17 protein-coding genes and 1 riboswitch are annotated in these 18337 nt (G+C 73.1%); of the genes, 9 read left to right on the forward strand and 8 right to left on the reverse strand.

The features are described from left to right. Positions 1-144 precede the first annotated feature (144 nt). From cobG to ACFRMN_RS04275, 3 genes are all read left to right on the forward strand, one after another. Complete coding sequence (gene cobG / locus ACFRMN_RS04265) at positions 145-1599, forward strand: precorrin-3B synthase (RefSeq protein WP_383012885.1); 1455 nt, start codon at positions 145-147, stop codon at positions 1597-1599. Next, on the forward strand, positions 1596-2258 hold the full coding sequence (locus ACFRMN_RS04270) for a precorrin-8X methylmutase (protein ID WP_383012888.1): 663 nt from the start codon (positions 1596-1598) through the stop codon (positions 2256-2258). Before cobG ends, ACFRMN_RS04270 begins: the two co-directional genes overlap by 4 nt. A 113-nt stretch (positions 2259-2371) precedes the next feature. Then, entirely contained in the window at positions 2372-3925 is a 1554-nt protein-coding gene (locus tag ACFRMN_RS04275; RefSeq protein WP_383013065.1) for a precorrin-2 C(20)-methyltransferase, read from the forward strand. Here ACFRMN_RS04275 and ACFRMN_RS04280 read toward each other — a convergent pair. Next, the gene (locus ACFRMN_RS04280; protein WP_383012891.1) at positions 3865-4677 is read right to left on the reverse strand and encodes a cobalt-precorrin-6A reductase; all 813 of its coding nucleotides are present in this window, start codon (positions 4675-4677) and stop codon (positions 3865-3867) included. The genes ACFRMN_RS04275 and ACFRMN_RS04280 overlap by 61 nt on opposite strands. Before the next feature lie 38 nt (positions 4678-4715). Here ACFRMN_RS04280 and ACFRMN_RS04285 point away from each other — a divergent pair, with 38 nt between their 5' ends. The 4 genes from ACFRMN_RS04285 to ACFRMN_RS04300 all read left to right on the forward strand — a co-directional run bounded on the left by ACFRMN_RS04285 (position 4716) and on the right by ACFRMN_RS04300 (position 7704). Next, on the forward strand, positions 4716-5852 hold the full coding sequence (locus ACFRMN_RS04285) for a cobalt-precorrin-5B (C(1))-methyltransferase (protein WP_383012894.1): 1137 nt from the start codon (positions 4716-4718) through the stop codon (positions 5850-5852). After that, a complete protein-coding gene (locus ACFRMN_RS04290; RefSeq protein WP_383012897.1) occupies positions 5849-6364 on the forward strand; it encodes a hypothetical protein in 516 nt (171 codons plus the stop codon). Before ACFRMN_RS04285 ends, ACFRMN_RS04290 begins: the two co-directional genes overlap by 4 nt. A 192-nt stretch (positions 6365-6556) precedes the next feature. Then, positions 6557-7144 (forward strand): hypothetical protein, encoded by a 588-nt coding sequence (locus tag ACFRMN_RS04295; protein WP_383012900.1) that lies wholly within the window; start codon positions 6557-6559, stop codon positions 7142-7144. Beyond that, positions 7141-7704 carry a signal peptidase I gene (locus ACFRMN_RS04300; protein WP_383012903.1) on the forward strand — a complete coding sequence of 188 codons (564 nt, stop codon included), beginning with the start codon at positions 7141-7143 and terminating at the stop codon, positions 7702-7704. The genes ACFRMN_RS04295 and ACFRMN_RS04300 overlap by 4 nt, the downstream gene beginning before the upstream one ends. A gap of 129 nt (positions 7705-7833) precedes the next feature. On the opposite strand, the gene ACFRMN_RS04305 is transcribed toward ACFRMN_RS04300, so the two are convergent. The 4 genes from ACFRMN_RS04305 to cbiT all read right to left on the reverse strand — a co-directional run bounded on the left by ACFRMN_RS04305 (position 7834) and on the right by cbiT (position 15751). After that, positions 7834-12270: a hypothetical protein gene (locus ACFRMN_RS04305; protein WP_383012906.1), complete on the reverse strand. Its 4437-nt coding sequence runs from the start codon at positions 12268-12270 to the stop codon at positions 7834-7836. A gap of 211 nt (positions 12271-12481) precedes the next feature. Beyond that, positions 12482-13342, reverse strand: coding sequence for an oxygenase MpaB family protein (locus ACFRMN_RS04310; protein WP_383013068.1), 861 nt, complete (start codon positions 13340-13342; stop codon positions 12482-12484). Between the two features lie 328 nt (positions 13343-13670). Beyond that, the gene (gene cobM / locus ACFRMN_RS04315) at positions 13671-14423 is read right to left on the reverse strand and encodes a precorrin-4 C(11)-methyltransferase (RefSeq protein ID WP_383012909.1); all 753 of its coding nucleotides are present in this window, start codon (positions 14421-14423) and stop codon (positions 13671-13673) included. After that, positions 14420-15751: a precorrin-6Y C5,15-methyltransferase (decarboxylating) subunit CbiT gene (gene cbiT / locus ACFRMN_RS04320; RefSeq protein ID WP_383012912.1), complete on the reverse strand. Its 1332-nt coding sequence runs from the start codon at positions 15749-15751 to the stop codon at positions 14420-14422. The genes cobM and cbiT overlap by 4 nt, the downstream gene beginning before the upstream one ends. Positions 15752-15998: 247 nt before the next feature. Here cbiT and ACFRMN_RS04325 point away from each other — a divergent pair, with 247 nt between their 5' ends. Beyond that, complete coding sequence (locus ACFRMN_RS04325) at positions 15999-16391, forward strand: hypothetical protein (RefSeq protein WP_383012915.1); 393 nt, start codon at positions 15999-16001, stop codon at positions 16389-16391. A 143-nt stretch (positions 16392-16534) separates the two neighbouring features. On the opposite strand, the gene ACFRMN_RS04330 is transcribed toward ACFRMN_RS04325, so the two are convergent. After that, complete coding sequence (locus tag ACFRMN_RS04330) at positions 16535-16753, reverse strand: hypothetical protein (RefSeq protein WP_383012918.1); 219 nt, start codon at positions 16751-16753, stop codon at positions 16535-16537. On the opposite strand from ACFRMN_RS04330, the gene ACFRMN_RS04335 reads away from it, so the two are divergent. Further along, complete coding sequence (locus ACFRMN_RS04335; RefSeq protein ID WP_383012921.1) at positions 16737-16988, forward strand: NAD(P)H-binding protein; 252 nt, start codon at positions 16737-16739, stop codon at positions 16986-16988. The genes ACFRMN_RS04330 and ACFRMN_RS04335 overlap by 17 nt on opposite strands. A gap of 77 nt (positions 16989-17065) precedes the next feature. Here the strand turns inward: ACFRMN_RS04335 and ACFRMN_RS04340 are convergent, their stop codons facing one another. Together ACFRMN_RS04340 and ACFRMN_RS04345 are read right to left on the reverse strand one after the other, a co-directional pair. Continuing rightward, positions 17066-17893: a CbtA family protein gene (locus tag ACFRMN_RS04340; RefSeq protein WP_383012924.1), complete on the reverse strand. Its 828-nt coding sequence runs from the start codon at positions 17891-17893 to the stop codon at positions 17066-17068. 21 nt (positions 17894-17914) lie between these two features. Beyond that, positions 17915-18148: a CbtB domain-containing protein gene (locus ACFRMN_RS04345; RefSeq protein ID WP_383012927.1), complete on the reverse strand. Its 234-nt coding sequence runs from the start codon at positions 18146-18148 to the stop codon at positions 17915-17917. A 60-nt stretch (positions 18149-18208) separates the two neighbouring features. Next, positions 18209-18296: riboswitch (cobalamin riboswitch) on the reverse strand. Positions 18297-18337: the final 41 nt, after the last annotated feature.

An 18337-nucleotide genomic window follows, 5' to 3' on the forward strand; every position in this document is an offset into this window, starting at 1 on the left:
AGGCCCGTCGTCTGCATAGTAAGTGCTGAGGTCACGGGCGCGGGAGGGCGCCCGGAGCGCGGGCCGGTACGGAGCGGGAGGGGCCGGGCATCGGCCGGGCGGCGGGAAGGGAGCGGGCAGGGGGACGTGGGTATGCTCGCCGCCATGCCGCCCACCTCGCCAACACCCGTGAACCGGGACGAAGCCCCCCTGCGGGCTGCCGTACGGCCCGAGCCGCGGGCTGCCGTACGGGAGTCCCCGCGGGCCGCCGTACGGTCCGAGCCGCGGGCCGCCGTACGGGAGTCCCCGCGGGTTCCTCTGCGGGAGCGCGGCGACGCCTGTCCAGGCGCGCTGCGGCTGCATGCCGCCGATGACGGCCGTCTGGCCCGACTGCGGCTGCCCGCCGGACTGTTGACGCTCCGTCAGGCGGAGGCGCCGGCGGACGCGGCGGAGCGGCTGGGCGACGGACATCTGGACCTCACCTCCCGGGGCAATGTGCAGCTGCGCGGCCTCGACGAGAGCTGCGGCGCGGAGCTGGCCGGACTGCTGCACGACGCCGGGCTGCTGCCCTCGGAGACACACGAGCGGGTACGGAACATCGTCGCGTCACCGTTGGCCGGACTGGACGAACGGCCTTCCGCCGACGTCCAGTCGTGGGCTGCCGAGCTGGACGGACTGCTCTGCGCGAGCGCGCGGGCGGCGGCCCTCTCCGGGCGGTTCCTCTTCGCGCTGGACGACGGACGCGGCGATGTGGCGGCCCTCGGCGCCGATGTGACGTTGCTCGCACGCCGGGACGGATCGGTCGTCGTACGTACCGGGGCAAACCGGTCGGGCCCACGCGTGGCTCCCGAGGACGCCCCGCGCGCGGCCCTGTTGGCGGCGGAGACGTTCCTCACGCTCGCGGAGGCGAGTGGGTCGGGGGCCTGGCGGGTAAGGGAGCTGCCCGCCGAGGACGGCCGGGGGCTGGACGCGGCGGTACGGGCGGGGCTGGCGGACGCCGGGATCGCGACGGAGTACGTGACGGAGGCGCCCGCGCAGGACATTGGGCCGGAACGGGAAGGGGAACCTCCCATTCCAGGTCCCGTGCGGTCGCCCGACGGAACCGTGGCACTCTCCGTCCACGCCCGCCTCGGCCGGCTGAGCGTGGCCCAGTGGCGGCTGCTCGCGGCGACGGCGAACGGACCGCTGCGCGTGACCCCGTGGCGCGGAGTGATCGTGCCGGGGGTGGCCCCGGCCGCGGCCGGCGGCGTCCTGGACCGGCTCCGTACGGCCGGGCTGATCACCGACCCCGGCTCTCCCTGGTACGGGGTCGGCGCCTGCACCGGCCGGCCCGGCTGCGCGAAGGCGCTGGCGGACGTACGGTCCGACGCGACTGCGGCGGTGTCCCATGCCGTGGCCCATGCCGTGTCCCACGGCTCGGGCGGACTGCCCGTCCACTGGTCGGGATGCGCGCGCCGCTGCGGCCATCCGCGCGGCCGGTGGGTGGATGTGGTCGCGACGGGCGAAGGCCGCTACGACATCTCCGTACAGGGACAGGGAGATCTCCCGAGCACCACCACCACAGGACCAGAACTCGCCGACGCGGTCGCGGCGGCACGCATGACCCCCATGACGAGATGAGCGAGAAGACCACGGTGTCCACAGTGCCCACAGGGTTCGAGTACGAGAAGGACGGCGCGGCGATATACCGCCGGTCCTTCGCCACGATCCGCGCCGAGGCGGACCTCACCGGGCTGCCCGCCGAGGTCTCGCGGGTCGCGGTGCGGATGATCCACGCCTGCGGCATGGTCGACCTGGTGCGTGACCTCGCCTTCAGCCCCGGTGTGGTGCTCCGCGCCCGCGAGGCGCTGCGCGCGGGCGCGCCCGTGCTGTGCGATGTGGCGATGGTCGCCAGCGGGGTCACCCGCAAGCGGCTGCCCGCGGACAACGAGGTCGTCTGCACCCTCTCCGATCCGTCGGTGCCCGCCCTCGCCGCCGAGTTGGGGACGACCCGCAGCGCCGCGGCACTGGAGCTGTGGCGGGACCGGATGGAGGGCGCGGTGGTGGCCGTCGGCAACGCGCCGACCGCCCTCTTCCGGCTGCTGGAGATGATCGAGGACGGCGCCCCGCGCCCGGCGGCGGTCATCGGGGTGCCGGTCGGTTTCATCGGCGCCGCCGAGTCCAAGGACGCGCTCGCCGGACACCACTCCGGCCTGGAACACCTGGTCGTACGGGGACGACGCGGCGGCAGCGCCCTCGCCGCCGCGGCCGTCAACGCGATCGCGAGCGAGGAAGAATGAGCGCCCGGAGCACCACCACCGGTGAGCAGGCCGCGAACGCGCGTCCCCCGGCCGGCGAGCGTGGCGTGGGCCGGCTGTACGGAGTCGGTCTGGGGCCGGGAGACCCGTCCCTGATGACCGTACGGGCCGTACGGATCATCGCCGAGGCCGATGTGATCGCGTACCACAGCGCCCGCCACGGCCGGTCCATAGCCCGGTCCATAGCCGCCGAGCATCTGCGCGCCGACCACATCGAGGAACCGCTGGTCTACCCGGTCACCACCGGGACCACGGACCACCCCGGCGGCTATCAGGGCGCGATGGACGAGTTCTACGCCGAGTCGGCCGCCCGGCTCGCCGCCCATCTGGACGCCGGGCGCACGGTCGCGGTGCTCGCCGAGGGCGATCCGCTCTTCTACGGCTCGTACATGCATATGCACAAGCGGCTGGCCGACCGCTATCCGACCGAGGTCGTCCCCGGTGTCACGTCCGTGAGCGCGGCGGCGGCACGGCTCGGCACCCCGCTCGTCGAGGGCGAGGAGGTGCTGACGATCCTGCCGGGCACGCTGCCCGAGGAGGAGCTGACCGCCCGGCTCGCCTCGGCGGACTCGGCGGTGGTGATGAAGCTCGGCCGTACGTTCCCGACCGTACGGCGGGCGGTCGAGCGCGCGGGCCGGCTGGCGGACGCGCGGTACGTCGAGCGCGCCACGATGAGCGGCGAACGCACCGGGGCGCTGGCCGACACGGACCCGGAATCGGTCCCGTACTTCTCGGTGGCGGTGCTGCCGAGCCGCGTCGCCGCGCGTGCCGTACCCGGGGGCTCCGACGAACCGGTCGGCGAGGCCGGCGAATCAACCGGTGAGGTCAGCGGATCAACCGGTGACGTGGTGGTCGTGGGGACGGGCCCCGCCGGGCCGCTGTGGCTCACGCCCGAGACGCGCGGCGCGCTCGCCGCCGCCCAGGATCTCGTCGGCTACACCACCTATCTGGACCGTGTTCCGGTCCGCCCCGGCCAGCGGCGCCACGGCTCCGACAACAAGGTGGAGTCGGAGCGCGCGGAGTTCGCCCTCGACCTCGCGCGGCGGGGCCGGCGCGTGGCCGTGGTCTCGGGCGGCGATCCGGGGGTCTTCGCGATGGCCACGGCCGTTCTGGAGGCCGCGTCCGCCGATCCGTACCGGGACGTGCCCGTACGCGTACTCCCGGGCGTGACCGCCGCCAACGCCGCCGCGGCCCGGGTCGGCGCCCCGCTCGGCCACGACTACGCCGTGCTCTCGCTCTCCGACCGGCTCAAGCCGTGGGAGGTCATCGCCGAACGGCTGCGCGCGGCGGCGGGCGCGGACCTGGTGCTCGCGCTCTACAACCCCGGTTCCGCCAGCCGGACCTGGCAGGTCGGCAAGGCCCGCGAACTCCTCCTGGAACACCGCGCTCCGGACACCCCCGTCGTCCTCGGCCGCGATGTGGGCGGGCCGGAGGAGAGCGTACGGGTCGTGCGGCTGGCCGATCTCGATCCGGCGCAGGTCGACATGCGGACGATCCTGCTGGTCGGCTCGTCGCGGACGGTGACCGCGCGGCGGGGCGCGGGAGAGGGCGGAGGCGAGGGCGAGACGGTGGTCTGGACCCCGCGCCGCTACCCGGAGAGCCCGGGGGCCGTGGGAAACCCGGCGCCCCCGGAATCCCCGCGAAGCTGAGCCAGCCACTCCACCGCGCCCTCGACCGTGGCCACCGAGGACACCCCCTCCGGGACGGCCGGCCGACGGACGACCACGACCGGAATCCCCGCCTCGCGGGCGGCCGTGAGCTTGGGCGCGGTGGCCTCGCCGCCGCTGTCCTTCGTCACCACGGCGTCGACGCGATGGCGGCGCAGGATCTCCCGCTCCCCGTCGAGGGTGAACGGCCCCCGGTCGAGCAGCACTTCCGTACGGGCCGGGCACGGAGGTTCCGGGGCGTCCACGGACCGTACGAGGAACCACACCTCGTCGAGGTGCGCGAAGGCGGCGAGCCCCATCCGCCCGGTGGTGAGGAAGACCCGCGCGCACCGCAGCGCGGTCAGCTTCTCGGCGGCCCGCGCCAGCGAGCCGACCACGTGCCAGTCGTCACCGGCGACCGGCACCCAGGCGCGGCGGCGCAGAGAGAGCAGGGGAACATGGGTGAACGCGGCGGCATGTGCCGCGTTACGGCTGATGGTGTCGGCGAAGGGATGGGTGGCGTCGATGAGCGCGTCCACGCGGTGCTCGCGCAGCCAGCGCGCCAGCCCTTCGGCGCCGCCGAACCCGCCGATCCGTACGTCACCGGGCGGCGGCACGGGCCGGGCGACCCGGCCGGCGAGAGAGCTGGTGACGCGGAGGCGGCCGTCGCCGTGCAGGCGCTCGGCGAGCCGGCGCGACTCCGTCGTACCGCCGAGGATCAGCACATGGGCCGGAGTCGGGGTCGGTTCACGCATCGTCGGTGGGTCTTTCCATGTCGCCGGTGGGTCTTTCCATGACTGAGGAGGGGAAGGGCGGGCGCGCCGCCCAACTCAAGCACACCGGCCTCCGGCCCGGCTGGACGACCGGTGCCTGCGCGACGGCGGCGACGACGGCCGCGTACACGGCGCTGCTGACCGGCGAGTTCCCCGACCCCGTCACCATCACGCTGCCGAAGGACCGGACACCGTCCTTCGCCCTGGCCACGGAGGACCTGACCGCCGGGGACCGGGCTATGGCGGGCGTCGTCAAGGACGCGGGCGACGACCCCGACGTGACCCACGCCGCCCTGATCCGTGCCACCGTACGACTGCTGCCGCCGGGCGCGGGGGTCGTCTTCCGCGCGGGCCCGGGTGTGGGTACGGTCACCCGCCCCGGTCTCCCCCTGGAGGTGGGCGAACCTGCGATCAATCCGGTCCCGCGCCGGCTGATGCGCTCCCATGTGGCGGAGGTGGCGGCCCGCCACGGCGGTACGGGCGATGTGGAGATCACCGTCTCCGTGGACAACGGCGCGGAGATAGCCCGCTCCACCTGGAACCCGAGGCTGGGCATCCTGGGCGGCCTCTCCATCCTCGGCACGACGGGCATCGTCGTCCCGTACTCCTGCTCGGCCTGGATCGACTCGATCAGACGCGGCGTGGACGTGGCCCGCGCGGCGGGCCGCACGCATGTGGCGGGCTGTACGGGATCGACGTCGGAGAGGACGGTCCTCGCGGCCTACGACCTCCCCGAGGACGCCCTCCTGGACATGGGTGACTTCGCGGGCGCGGTACTCAAGTACATCCGCCGCCACCCGGTCGACCGCCTCACCCTCTGCGGCGGCTTCGCCAAACTCTCCAAGCTGGCGGCGGGCCACCTGGATCTCCATTCGGCCCGCTCCCAGGTGGACAAGGCCTTCCTCTCCCAACTGGCCCTGACGGCGGGCGCGGACGCACCGCTGGCGGAGCGGGTGGCGGCGGCCAACACGGGCCTGGAGGCGCTGCGCCTGTGCCAGTCCCGTGGCGTGCCGCTCGGCGACGAGGTCGCGAGGCGGGCACGGGACGAGGCGCTGGGGGTGCTGCGCGGGGCGCCGGTGGAGGTGGATGTGATCTGTATCGACAGGGCGGGTACGGTGGTGGGCCGCAGCGACCCGGGTCGCGAAGGAGTCCGGTGAAGAGCAGTCCGTCCCGCCGTGCCCTCGCTCCGGGGGTGGCCGTCGTGCTCGGTACGGTCCTGGCCTCCTGCTCGGCCGCCACGACCGGCGACTCCGTCGGCGCGCGCGGCCAGGTGCCCAGCTGGGCGGAGGACGCGACGCCCGAGAGCGTCGGCAAGCGGCTCGGCGTCGAGGTCCCCGCGACGGCCACCGATCGCCGGGCCGCGTACCAGAACGGGTTTCAGGACGACGAACTGCTGCTGGCCTTCTCGCTGTCCACCCCGGAGGCCGACGCGTTCGTCACCGGACTGGCGCCCCGGATCGAACTGACGCGTCGGGACAAGCCGCTCCGTAAGTCCGTCGAACCGACTGCGCCCTTCTCCCACCTCGGTCTCGCGGAGCCCGAGACTCTTCCCGACGTCCGGGAGGGGCAGATCTGCGCACCGTGCGAGGGGCAGCTGAACTCCCTGCGGATCGCGGTGCATCCGCTGGACGACCGGGTCAGCCGCGTCTATCTCAGGGGAGTCGACTGACGCGCAGGCCGGCTCGGCCGGCCGTCGTGGACCGCGTTGCCTCGTTCGGCCGACAGCGGTCGCTGGTGGTCATCAGTCGCGATGTCATGACAGTGCGGATTGCGACACGGAGCGTCACCGCCGCAGGTGGGACAGGGGGAAACAATATGCTGCGGCCCCGACGGAATTGAACGGAATTGAACGGAGTGGGCGATGGCGCGTCCCTGGCTGCACGTCCTGGCACAGGTGGTGCCCGTTCCGCTCGGGTTACTGCTCAGCGGTGCTCTGGTCTGGGGTGCCACCAACGCCGACTGGAGTGGGACCAGCAGCAACAGCGGCAACACGTGGACCGCCGGCGCGGTGGGGCTGGCCAACGACAGCAAAGTGCCCATGTTCCGCATCAACAACATGCGGCCCGGCGAGACAGGCTCCAACTGCATCGAGATCAAGTCGAACGCCAGTTTCCCCACCGCGCTCAAGCTGTACGGCAACTCACCGAACTGGCCCAGCACCTTCCAATCCTTCATCGACCTCAAAATCGAGGTGGGCAGGGGTGGTAACGCCGGAGACTGCGACGGCTTCACTCCGCACAGGACCGCGTTCAACGGCACCCTGGACCAGTTCGTGGCCCTGTACACCGACTTCCGCACCGGTGTGGGTCCCTGGACCCTGCCCGGCAAGCCACCCAACTCGATGAGCTTCCGATTCGCGTGGAAGTTCAGCCCGAGCGCACCCAACAACTCGCAAGGTGTCGCCACCAACGAGGTGTCCTTCACCTGGGAAGCGCGGGAGCGCGAGTGACTTTCCCCGGTGACCTGGCCGCCGGCGCGTTCGACCGGCCTACGGCCAAGGGCGTCCCGAACCCGATCCGCGTGGTCACCGTGGTCATCTCACGTACCGTGGTCGGCTCGATGGTCGGTCTGCTGGTGTGGGCGCATGTGCCGGTGATGGCGCTGGGCTGGACAGCGGGCGTGGTGCAGTCCGGCTCCATGCGTCCCGCCCTCATGCCGGGCGACGTCGTTCTCTACCAGCCGACACCGCACGACCGCACACCGGCGGTGGGCCGGATCGTGCTGGTCCAGGACCCCACCCGACCGAACCATCTGCTCACCCACCGGGTCCACCGGGTACTTCCCAACAACGACCTGATCACCAAAGGTGACGCCAACTCCGCACCCGACTCCTCCCCGGTACGGCGCGCGGCGCTCAAAGGCGTAGCCCGATTGCGCGTGCCCTGGATCGGGCTTCCGGTCCAGCTCTGGCGCGCCAGGCAACCCGTGCCCGGGACGATCGTGCTGCTCGGGCTCGCCATTCTGCTCGCGCTCGCCGCTATGCCACTGCGGCGTGGACAGCGGCGGTAGATCCCAGGAGTCGGTCCAGGTCGGCTTGCAGGCCCCAGGTCGGCTTGCCGGCCCGGGGCGTCCCGGCTGGTCTCCGAGGCCGCGGGGGCGGTCGATCCTCGCGGGCCCGCCAGGACCCGCCCCCGGCGCTCAGTCCCCGCACACCGCCCCCGGCGGCACCTCCGCCGGTACCGCGTCCCGCTCCGCCCGCGTGAGGGTGCGCTGTCCGATCACCGCGCAGAGTCCCCGGGCCCACTCCTCGGGGTCCAGGCGTACGGAGGTCGTCTGGGCGTCGTTGGTGTACAGGACCGTCGGGCCCTGGGTGGCGGCAGCGGCGGGAAACGTCCCCAGCACGCTGTCGGACTGCGTCCCGAAGTCGAAGGCGGCTTCGTACGTACGGCTTCCGGCTCTGTAGATCCGTACTCGCCCGGCGTCCGCCACCAGGAGGCGCCCCTCCGTGTCCATGAACTCGAAGACGAAATCGCCTCCCTCACCGACGCCCGGCATCGGACCGAGCTCCCGGCGGAGCGGATCGAGCCGCCACAGCTCCCAGACCCCGCCCCGGCGGAGGACCGCCATGTAGGTGCCCTCGGCGTCGAACCGGACGTCGGTCACATCGTTCCCGATGTCGATCCGGAGTTCCCTCACCTCGCGCCCTTCGCCGAGGTCGACAACGTGGATATACGTGTCCCCGAGGACAGCCACATGCCCCTGCCTGGGGTAGGACCCGAGGAAGGGGGTGTCCGCCACCGTGTCGGCCAGATCCGTCGCGCTCAGATCGATACGGTCGGCAAGCCGTCCTGTCCTGGCGTCCCAGCGCTCGATGACGTCGCGGGTCGCGACCAGGAGATACCTCTCATCGGCGAACCGGAGGACCGACCCGGTACGGACCCCGGTGGGGACGGTGGCGATCCGTCGCAGGGACGGCACCTCGCGGATATGGATCTCGCCGGTCACGGCGGGATCCGCCACCAGCGAGCCGTCACCACTGATCCGGATGCCCGCCTCCCCTCCCGCGACCGGGTCCGGCCGCTTCGCCGAGGCGACCTCCCTGAATCCCTGGCCCACGGCGTAGGACCGCAGCCGCGCGCCGTCGGGCGATTTGCTGATGACGGTGGAACCGTCCGGTGTGAGTGCGTCGAAGGAACGATCGTCGCGCGGCAGGAACTCCTCGACATCGGCGGTCATGGCGGTCATGACGGCGCCGGCCCGGTCATAACTCAGCAGGTACGTCCTGCCGCCGTCCTCCAGGAGACGGGGGAACGCCTCGCGCACACCGAAGCTGCTGCCGCCCGCCTGCGGCTCGGTCCCCGTCCCGGTCACCGCGATCAGCTTCCGCCGCTCCGTGTCGAACAACCGCGTGAGGGAGCGGATGCCGTCCGCGACGCCCACCCGCAGCCCGGTACGGTCGACGACGAGATCCCTTTGGCACCGCTGGTTGGTGTCCCTGAACCGGCCGCGTTCCTGGCCGTCCGCGATCCGAACCACCCGGTAGAGCCCCCGGTCCGCCCCGTCCGAAGCACGGCAGTGGACCAACGCGGTTCCGTCGCCGGAGACTTCCGCCCCTTGCACACCCGTGGCGACGGTGCGCGGCGCGCGGGACCCCTGGTAGGCCAGCACCGTGTACACGTTGTCGTCCAGGGAGGCGGGGTCGCGGTTCGCGGACGCCAGCAGGGTGTCCCGGTCGGGCCCGAACCAGACCTTCGCGAAGGTGTCCTGGCCCTCAGGAGGCGAGATCGTACGCACGACCGTGCCCTTGTCCAGGTCCCAGACCGCGAGATGGTCGCCGACGACAGCCGCCACCCGACCGCCGTCGGAGGAGATCGCCGCGCCCCGGGGAGACACGAGGCCGAGGCGATCCTTCGCCTCGGTCGTGTCCGTCGTGTCCGTCGTGTCCGTCGTTTCGGTCGTGCCCGTCGTCTCGGTCGTGCCCGTCGGCTTCGTCGGCTCCACGGCCATCGTCCGGGCCGGACCCAGCAACTGAGCTGTCTCCGGGCGCACTTCGTGCCACACCAGCGAGCCGTCCCTCCCGATGTACCCCACGCCGCTCCCGTCCGGCGCGACCACCGGATACCGCGCCTCCGCCTCCGCCGGAAGGTGCGCCGCGCGTATCTCCCCGTCGTCACTCCGTACGAACAGGGTGGCCCGTCCGAGCCTGGTGGTCGCCAGCACGACGCGTCCGTCGCCACTCGCGGCGACGCGCTCCACCTTGCCCAGCGTCCCCGACATCAGCCAGCGGGCCCGCCCGTACGTGAGATAGCTCTGCAACAGGGCGTCGCGCGCGGACTCCGTGGGCTCGCGGCGGTACGCGGAGATCGCGAGCAGCGCGGACAGCGCCGGGTCGGTGGTGCGCAGGTCCGCCGAGGTCGCCGCCATGGAGCGGGAGTCCGCAGCGGCGGCGCGTTCCTCGGTGACTCCGGTCTGGACGACGAAGAGCGAGCCCAGCACCGCCGCCAGCGCCAGTACGGTGCCGATGCCGGTGAACAGCCCGTGCCTGCGCCGGGTTCTCGTCCGCTCCCGGTCGCGCCCCCGGCGCAGGAAGTCGGCGTCGGCCTCGCTCAGATCCTCGCCACGCTCGCGCTCCCAGCGGCGCGCCGCGTCCAGGGCCGAGGCGGCGGGCAGCAGATCCGGTGCGCGCCCGGCGGCCTCCCAGCGTTCCCGGTCGTGCCGTATCCCCTCCCGCCACGCGAGGAAGTCCCGGTCGCGCTCCACCCACCCGCCGAGCCGGTCCCACGCCCGGATCAGCGCCTCGTGGGCCAGCTCGACGGTCTCCCGCTTCTCGTCGTCGAGGCCGATGACCACCAGCCGTTCCCGGGCCAGCGCCCGGGCGACCGTCCACTCCGGCTCGCCCAGCTCGGCGCGGGGCACGACGCGGCGCGTGGCCGCCGGGCCGCCGAGCGGCAGCCGGACCAGACGGGTGAACAGCCGCCGTGCCGTGGCCTCGTCGGCCCCCTCCGCCCGATCCGGCCCGTCGGCCTTCCGTGCCGCGCGCCGCCATACGGTCTCGGCCCGCTCCGCCAACGCGCCGCTGACGCCGCCGAGTTCCTCGTACGCCCGATGGGTGAGCAGCCCGCCCCGCTGCCGCTCCCACAGCTGGTCGAGGGTGAACTCCAGCAGCGGCAGCACTCCGTGCGCGTCGCCGCAGTCGGCGAGGATGCGCTGCTCCAGTCCGTCCGCGTACGCGACGGACGCGATCGCCCGCACCGGCAGGACCACCGCCTGCCGTACCTGTTCGGCGGACATCGTGGGCAGGAGGAGCGACTTCCCCCGCAGGGCGCGTTCCAGACCGGGGCGCGCGCTGACGGCTTCCAGGAAGTCGGCGCGGAGTGTCGACAGCACGCGCAGCCCCGACGGCGGGTGTTCGGGGAACAGCACGCCGACGGCCTCGGCGGCGGACCGGGCCGTGGGGCCCTGGCCCTGGTCGAGAAGTTCCTCAAGCTGGTCCACGACCACGACGAGACCGTGTACGCCGCGAGCGCGACGCGTACCCGCACCGCCGCCCACACCCGTACCCGTCCCCGCGCCCGCGCCCGTACCCGTCAGCTGCGCCAGGATCTCCCCCCAGCCGTGCACGGAGAGCTCCGCCTCCACCACCCGGCTCTCCTCGCGCCGCGCGCTGCCGGTCAGCTCCGGCCGCGTGAGCCGCGTCAGCTCCATGGCGAGTCCGCCGAGCAGACCGGCCGGACCGCCCGGCCGTACGATGACGACGGCGTGCCCGGCCTTCCTCAGCCGGGGCACCACACCGGCCCGTGCCAGCGACGACTTCCCGCAGCCGGACGGCCCGAAGACGGTGACCACCGGATGCTCGGTGACCAGCGCGGCGACCTCGTCGCTCTCCTCGTCCCTGCCGTGGAAGACCTCGCTGTCGGACTCCTGGAACGCCGACAGACCCCGGAACGGCGAGGGCGGCAGCACCACCTCCCGTAACGACGGTACGGCGAGCAGCAGTTCGCCGGTCGGGATGAGGAACGCGGACGGCTGCTGGGGGTCGGCGGCCACCACCATGCCGACCACGGCGCCCAGCCGCTCGTCCCAGACCGGTGCGCCGCTGAAGCCCCGGCTGATCGCGTGGTTGCTGCCCGCCGCCCGCTCGACCTGGAGCCAGCCGGCCCCCTGCCGCGCCCGCAGCACCCCCGCGTGCCACACCCCGTCGGCGTGGCGGGCCGGGAAGCCGAAGGTCCGCACGGGGTGTCCCCACACGTCGTCCGCCTCGGCCATGCGCAGGGGTACGGAGCCGGGGACGGTGGATCGCAGGCGCAGTACGGCGATGTCCCGGGCTCCGGACGGGCCGTCCTCGGGCCAGTACTCCACCACCGCGGGAACCACCGCCGGAACCACCGCCGGAACCACCGCGGGCCCGCCCGCCGGGCCGGCCGCCGGGCCGAGCGGCAGGTCCACCTCGACGGTCGCCCCGGCGGCGGGGCGCTCGTCGTCATCGAGTCCGAGCGCGGAGGCCACGACATGGGCGCAGGTGACGGCCAGTTCGCCGGTCACGAGAAAGCCGACGCCGACGGCCGTACCGTCGGGATACCGGACCCTGAGCAGCGCGGCGGCGAGCGGATCGGGCGTGCTCGGTATCTCGACCACGTACACCCAACTCCCCCGCACGACTTGGCTGTTCTTTGGCGAATTATTGAATGTTTGATTGCCTCGCTCAGTATGGCGTGCGGACGGATCTCACGTGGAGCCATCGAACGAACACAACAGCGAACACATCAGCCGTGCGCGCCGACAGAGCCCAGGAGAGGGCCTGAGGGGCGGGGTGGAAGCTGCTCCGGACGCCTCGAAGATCTCGACGTCATCCCTGCCGCGCCCCCGCCAGCCGCGTCCGCGCGGCGGCCTGGATCCGGGAGGGCCCGAGCCCCCACTGAAGGGTGCGTCCGACGGCCGTCGCCAGGGGCCGGTCCCAGCCGGTGCGGACGGGGGCCGGGCGGTGGATGCCGAGTTCGGTGCGGGCCCAGTCGGGGAGGAGTCCGACCGAGGCGTTCATGAGCAGGCCTACGACCAGCCGCTCCCGTCGTGTGCGTCCGAAGCGGCGGAGGAACAGTACCGAGTCCAACGCGGCCGGAGTGGCGTGGAGTTGGGGGCGGAGGCGGGTCAGGTAGCGCTCGGCTTCGAGGGACGTGCGCGGTACGTTCCGTGCGCCCAACGCCTCGGCCACGGGGGCGGCTTGGCGGTAGTAGGCGTCGCACTCGGCGGGGGTCAGCCGGAGCGGCCGGGGTGCGTAGGTCTGGTGGCCGGCGAGGAAGCCGCGTACCTCGGCGGTGTGCACCCAGGTGAGCAGGTCGGGGTCGTCGGCGCGGTACGGCCGGCCGTCGGGGGCGGTGCCGTGCACCCGGGTGTGGATCCGCCGGACGAGGTCGATCACCTCGCGGGCGGCGGCCGAGGAGCCGAAGGTGGTCGTGGTGATGAACCGTACGGTTCCGTTCAGCCGCCCGACCGGATCGGCGCGGAAGTCGGAGTGCTGGTCGACCCCCGCCATGGCCAGCGGATGCAGCGACTGGAGCATGAGCGCGGCGAACCCGCCGGTGAGCATCCCGGTGGCATGCCCGTGCACCCGCCACACCGGGTCCCCCGGCGTGATCCCGAACAGCCCGGGATCACCGGGCGGCCCCGCGTACCGCTCCAGCCTGAGATCCCCGCCGTGCGTGGTCTCCATGAGTTCGGCCGCGATCCGTTCCCGCAGTCCCACCAGCACCTCCAGGGTCCGTGCCCCTCAGCCGAGGGTACCGACCCGCCCGGCGAGCACGGCCACGAGGACGAGCGGCCCGCACAGGCGGTTGGTGCCGAACGCCCGCCCGCAGGCTCCGACGTCCGCGGGGTCGGCCCGCCATACCTGCCGTCCCGACTGCCCCGCGACCACGCACAGTCCGGGCCGGTACAGCGGCCCGAGCCCGGCGACGACCCCGGACCTACCGGGCAGCCGCCACCCTCGTATCGCTCCTGATGCGGGCGTGACAGGTAAAGACCGCTCCTGGGGCCTGTCTTCAACAGGCGTGCGGGCGCTCCCTGTCGGCCGAGTACAGGTGGCTGTCGCGGAACTGCTCCGCGCCCAGCGTCCGGCCGACCATGATGACCGCCGTCCGCACCACACCCGCCGCCTTCACCTGGCCGGCGATGTCCTCCAGCGTGCCGCGCAGCACCAGTTCGTCCGGGCGGCTGGCCATCGCCACCACCGCGGCCGGGCAGTCCGCCCCGTAATGCGGCAGCAGTTCCGCCACGACCCGGTCCACGTACCGCGCGGCCAGGTGCAGTACGAGCAGCGCCCCGCTCCGGCCGAGGGTCGCCAGGTCCTCGCCCTCCGGCATCGGGGTGGCGCGCTGGGCGATCCGCGTGAGGATCACCGTCTGGCCCACCGTCGGGACCGTCAGCTCACGCTTCAGCGCGGCGGCCGCCGCCGCGAACGCCGGTACGCCCGGCACCACGTCGTACGGCACACCCGCCGCGTCCAGCCGGCGCATCTGCTCCGCGACGGCGCTGAAGACCGACGGGTCGCCGGAGTGCAGCCGGGCGACGTCGTGGCCCTCCTCGTGTGCCCGGACCAGCTCGGCCGTGATCCCGTCCAGGTCCATCCGCGCGGTGTCCACCAGGCGCGCGTCCGGCGGGCACTCGGCCAGCAACTCGCGCGGCACGAGGCTGCCCGCGTACAGACACACCCGGCAGGCGGCCAGCCTGCGGGCGCCGCGCACCGTGATCAGATCGGCGGCGCCGGGACCGGCGCCGATGAAGTACACCGTCATCGTTCTTCTCCTGCTGAGGGGACGCCCACTGAAGGGACCCGCGGAGGGTGGTCCTTCGTGACCGCCCACTGAGTGACCGGCATGGCCTGCCGCCAGCCGGTGAACCCGCCCACCGGAACGGCGTGCGCGACCGCCAGCCGTACGAGTTCCCCGCCCAGGCGGCGGTACCACTCGGCCAGCAGCGCCTCGGACTCCAGCGTCACCGTGTTCGCGACCAGCCTGCCGCCCGCGGGCAGCGCGTCCCAGCAGCTCTCCAGCAGCCCCGGTACGGTCAGCCCGCCGCCGATGAACACCGCGTCCGGCACCGGCAGTCCGGCCAGCGCGCCCGGCGCCCCGCCGGTGACCACGCGCAGCCCGGGGACGCCGAGCGCCCGCGCGTTGCGGCCGATACGTTCCGCCCGCGCGGGATCGCGCTCGACCGAGACGGCGCGGCAGGAGCGGTGCGTACGCATCCACTCGACGGCGATCGAACCCGACCCGCCGCCGATGTCCCAGAGCAGTTCGCCGGGCGCGGGCGCGAGCGCGGCCAGTGTCGCGGCGCGCACATGGCGCTTGGTGAGCTGGCCGTCGTGTTCGTACGCCGTGTCGGGAAGGCCGGGTACGGCGCCGAAGCGCGGCGCGTCCGGCGCGCGACGGCACTCGACGGCCACGACGTTGAGCGGATCACCGGCGGGCTCGGCCCAGTCCTGGGCGAGGGCTTCGGTGTGACGCTCGTCCGCGCCGAGCTGTTCGAGTACGCGCATCCGGCTCGGGCCGTATCCGCGCTCGGTCAGCAGTGCCGCCACCTCGGCGGGCGTCGCGGCGCCCGCGCTGAGCACCAGGACCCGGCGGCCGTCGTGCAGGGCGGCGGCCAGCAGCTCGGTGGGGCGGCCGACGAGCGTGACCACCTCCGTGTCCTCCACCGGCCAGCCCAGCCGGGCGCACGCGTACGAGACGGACGACGGATGCGGCAGCACGCGCAGCGCCTCGGCGCGCGGGGCGTCGGCGTCGGCGTCGGCGTCGGCACCAAGGGGCGCGGACATCGCCTCGGACGGGACCTCGGACAGGACTTCGGAAAGGGTCCGCCCGATCCCGTAGAACATCGGGTCCCCGCTGGCCAGGACGGCGACCCGGCGCCCGGCACGGGCGGCGAGCAGTCCGGGAACGGCGGGCCGCAGCGGCGACGGCCACGGCACCCGCTCGCCCGCGCACTCCCCGGGGAGCAGGGCCAGTTGCCGGGGGCCGCCGATGAGTACGTCCGCCTCGCGCAGCGCGTCCCGGGAACCGCCGGGCAGCCCCGCCCAGCCGTCGGCGCCGATGCCGACGACGGTCACCGGCAGTACCGGCATCGGCACTGGCACCGACGTCGGCACCGGCACCCGGGGCGCAGGGGGCCCGTCAGGTCCGGTGGGCGCGGAGGGCTGGGCGGGGCTCACTGCCGTACACCTCTGAACTGGGGGAAGACCGAGTCCGCACTCTACTGGCCGCCCTCCGGACGAGATGCGGGTGACCCATACGTATGGAACCTTGAGGTGACGTCAATGGCCGCCGGCCGGCACCGGCCCGCGACCCGTCTCCTCACCGAGGGAGAGCCCCATGACAGCCAAGAGGGCACTTGCCGGCGGATGGACGGTCTTCGCCGCCGTTCTCATGATCTTCGGCGGCGCGATGACGGTCCTGGCGGGTATTTCCGCCATCGCCAGGGACGACATCTTCCTGGCGACGCGGAACTACGTGTTCGAGTTCAGTCTCATCGGCTGGGGATGGGTCCATCTCATCATCGGCGCCATCATCTTCCTCGCGGGCTGCGCGCTGTTGAGAGGCGCGGTGTGGGCGCGCGTGGTCGGTGTGATCCTGGCGGGTCTCGGCGCGGTCTCGAACTTCCTCTGGATCCCGCGCTATCCGCTGTGGGCCCTCGTGCTCCTCGCCGTCGACCTCTTCATCATCTGGGCGCTGTGCGCGGGCGACCGGCGCCGCTCCGAGAGATGAGCCCGGAGACGGGCTGAGCCCGAGACCCGCTGAGCCGGCGACCCCGGTCCCGCCGCGCCCGGGACAAACCCGCGAGACGGACCCCCGGACCCGCGAGTCACATCCCCGAGACGGACCCCCGAGAACAAGACCCGCGAGACAGGTCAGACGCCGGGCGGGAGCGTTCCGTCCGGCGGGGCGATACCCGCCAGCAGCGCCCGTACGGTCTCCCGCGCGAAATCCGCCTCGCTCTCCGGACGCAGAACGCCCTCCGGGGGATCCGGGGCGAAGAACAGGCCCAGAAAGGCCAGGTGGAAGCAGGCGCCGACGAGAAGCAGCGCCGCCGCGTCCGCGTCGATGCCCGGGATGCGGCTGGCGCTCAACGAGCTGTACACCGATCTCGAACTGATGGAGACGATCCTGCGCGAGAGCGGGCTCGACTGGACGTCGGTACGGCCGCCCCGGCTGACGGACGCCGACGGCAAGGGCACCTACCGCCACGCCGTGGAGGCGGGCCCGGCCGCCAACGCGATCGCCCGCGCGGACGTGGCCCGCGCCATGCTGGACTTCGTCACGGACCGCGAGACGTTCGGGCACGCGGTCGGCGTCAGCGACTGACGGACGGCCGAACGGGGCCGGGCCCGCGCGGTGAGGCACGGGCCCGGCCCCGTTCAGCCGATGGTGCGGGGGCCGCTTCAGCCGGCGGTACGCACCGGCGCGGCAGCACTGTCGGCCGCCACCGAGGCGGCCTCCCCCGGCCGGAGCGCCCGCTCCGCGAGCGCCCCGAAGATCAGCCCGAAGGCCGTCCAGAGCAACGCCTGCACAGCGATCGACGCCAGCCGGAATTCCCAGAGCAGGGCAGCCGGGAACGTGGCCGGAATGGCATCGGTGTTGGCGGGCAGGACAAGGCAGGCCACCGCCACGGCGACGACGTAACCGCCACCCGCGGCGACCGCCGCGTTCCAGTTGCCCAGACGCGGCGCGAGCCGTCTCCCCGCGATGACCGCGACGACCGCGAGCAACACGCTCAACACGATCATCAGGAAGAACAGCGTGGTGCGCTTGCCGATGGTGTCCGGGTTGCCGACCGCGGGCGGATTCGCCGGATACTTCAGGAACGGCACCAGATAGACGGTGACGAAGGCGGCCCCGGCGAGCAGGGCCGCGGTCGCCCTCGGACCGACCCGGCCGATCCTTCCCAGGCAGACGGCGAAGACCAGCGCGGCGATCCCGCCCAGGGCGACCCCGTACACCAGAACGCCGGTGGCCAGCCCGAAGGTCGACTGCACCGGCCTGCTGACCAGTTCCTCCTCCTCTTCCTCTTCTCCTGCCGCTGCCGCGCCCTCCTGGTGTTCTTCTCCGCCGTGCTGATGCGCGGGCGCGGAGCTGAGCTCCTCCTGGGCGATGGAGTCCCGTACCGAGGGCTCACCCGCCACATAAGCCAGCACGAAGGCGCAGAGTCCGGCCAGCAGGCCCGCGATCATGCCGCGGACCAGGAGGGTTCTGACGGTGGAGGCATGCATACGCGTGATCTCCGTCGGTCGTCAGTGGCAGGGGAAGCCGAGGAGATGACGGCCGTCGTGAACCCACTCGTGCACTTCAGCACCGGAGAACACCGACGTCGCGCCCTGCTCGGCGCCGACGAAGTACAGCAGCACCAGCATCAGGGTGCCCACGAACACGGCCCACGGCAGCACCGCGCGGAGCGGGAGCGGGGTGACAGCGGTACCGGTGGTACTGGTGGGTGAAACGGCCGGGGGCACTATGGACTGTGCCATGGCACAACCTCCTTGGGGAACTCGCGTCCCATTCAGTGGAGCTCGAACGACGGCATCCGGGTCTGACTCACCGGACCCCCGCCGCGCTGTACGCGACCGGCGCCCGGCTTACAGTGGCGCGACCGTGCCGGATTCCCACCGGACTTCCGTTCCGCCGTCGTGATTTCGACGTGAAGGTACCGCGATCCG

This window comes from Streptomyces sp. NPDC056835 (assembly GCF_042789485.1).
Taxonomy (GTDB): domain Bacteria; phylum Actinomycetota; class Actinomycetes; order Streptomycetales; family Streptomycetaceae; genus Streptomyces.

Coding starts and splice junctions, on each gene's coding strand:
- ACFRMN_RS04310 (WP_383013068.1), bottom strand. CDS start 13,342: ATGGAGACCACGCACGGCGGGGATCTCAGGCTGGAGCGGTACGCGGGG.
- cobM (WP_383012909.1), bottom strand. CDS start 14,423: ATGACGGTGTACTTCATCGGCGCCGGTCCCGGCGCCGCCGATCTGATC.
- ACFRMN_RS04325 (WP_383012915.1), top strand. CDS start 15,999: ATGACAGCCAAGAGGGCACTTGCCGGCGGATGGACGGTCTTCGCCGCC.
- ACFRMN_RS04345 (WP_383012927.1), bottom strand. CDS start 18,148: ATGGCACAGTCCATAGTGCCCCCGGCCGTTTCACCCACCAGTACCACC.
- ACFRMN_RS04340 (WP_383012924.1), bottom strand. CDS start 17,893: ATGCATGCCTCCACCGTCAGAACCCTCCTGGTCCGCGGCATGATCGCG.
- ACFRMN_RS04275 (WP_383013065.1), top strand. CDS start 2,372: ATGACCGTACGGGCCGTACGGATCATCGCCGAGGCCGATGTGATCGCG.
- ACFRMN_RS04295 (WP_383012900.1), top strand. CDS start 6,557: ATGGCGCGTCCCTGGCTGCACGTCCTGGCACAGGTGGTGCCCGTTCCG.
- ACFRMN_RS04285 (WP_383012894.1), top strand. CDS start 4,716: ATGACTGAGGAGGGGAAGGGCGGGCGCGCCGCCCAACTCAAGCACACC.
- cbiT (WP_383012912.1), bottom strand. CDS start 15,751: ATGCCGGTACTGCCGGTGACCGTCGTCGGCATCGGCGCCGACGGCTGG.
- ACFRMN_RS04335 (WP_383012921.1), top strand. CDS start 16,737: ATGCGGCTGGCGCTCAACGAGCTGTACACCGATCTCGAACTGATGGAG.
- cobG (WP_383012885.1), top strand. CDS start 145: ATGCCGCCCACCTCGCCAACACCCGTGAACCGGGACGAAGCCCCCCTG.
- ACFRMN_RS04280 (WP_383012891.1), bottom strand. CDS start 4,677: ATGCGTGAACCGACCCCGACTCCGGCCCATGTGCTGATCCTCGGCGGT.
- ACFRMN_RS04270 (WP_383012888.1), top strand. CDS start 1,596: ATGAGCGAGAAGACCACGGTGTCCACAGTGCCCACAGGGTTCGAGTAC.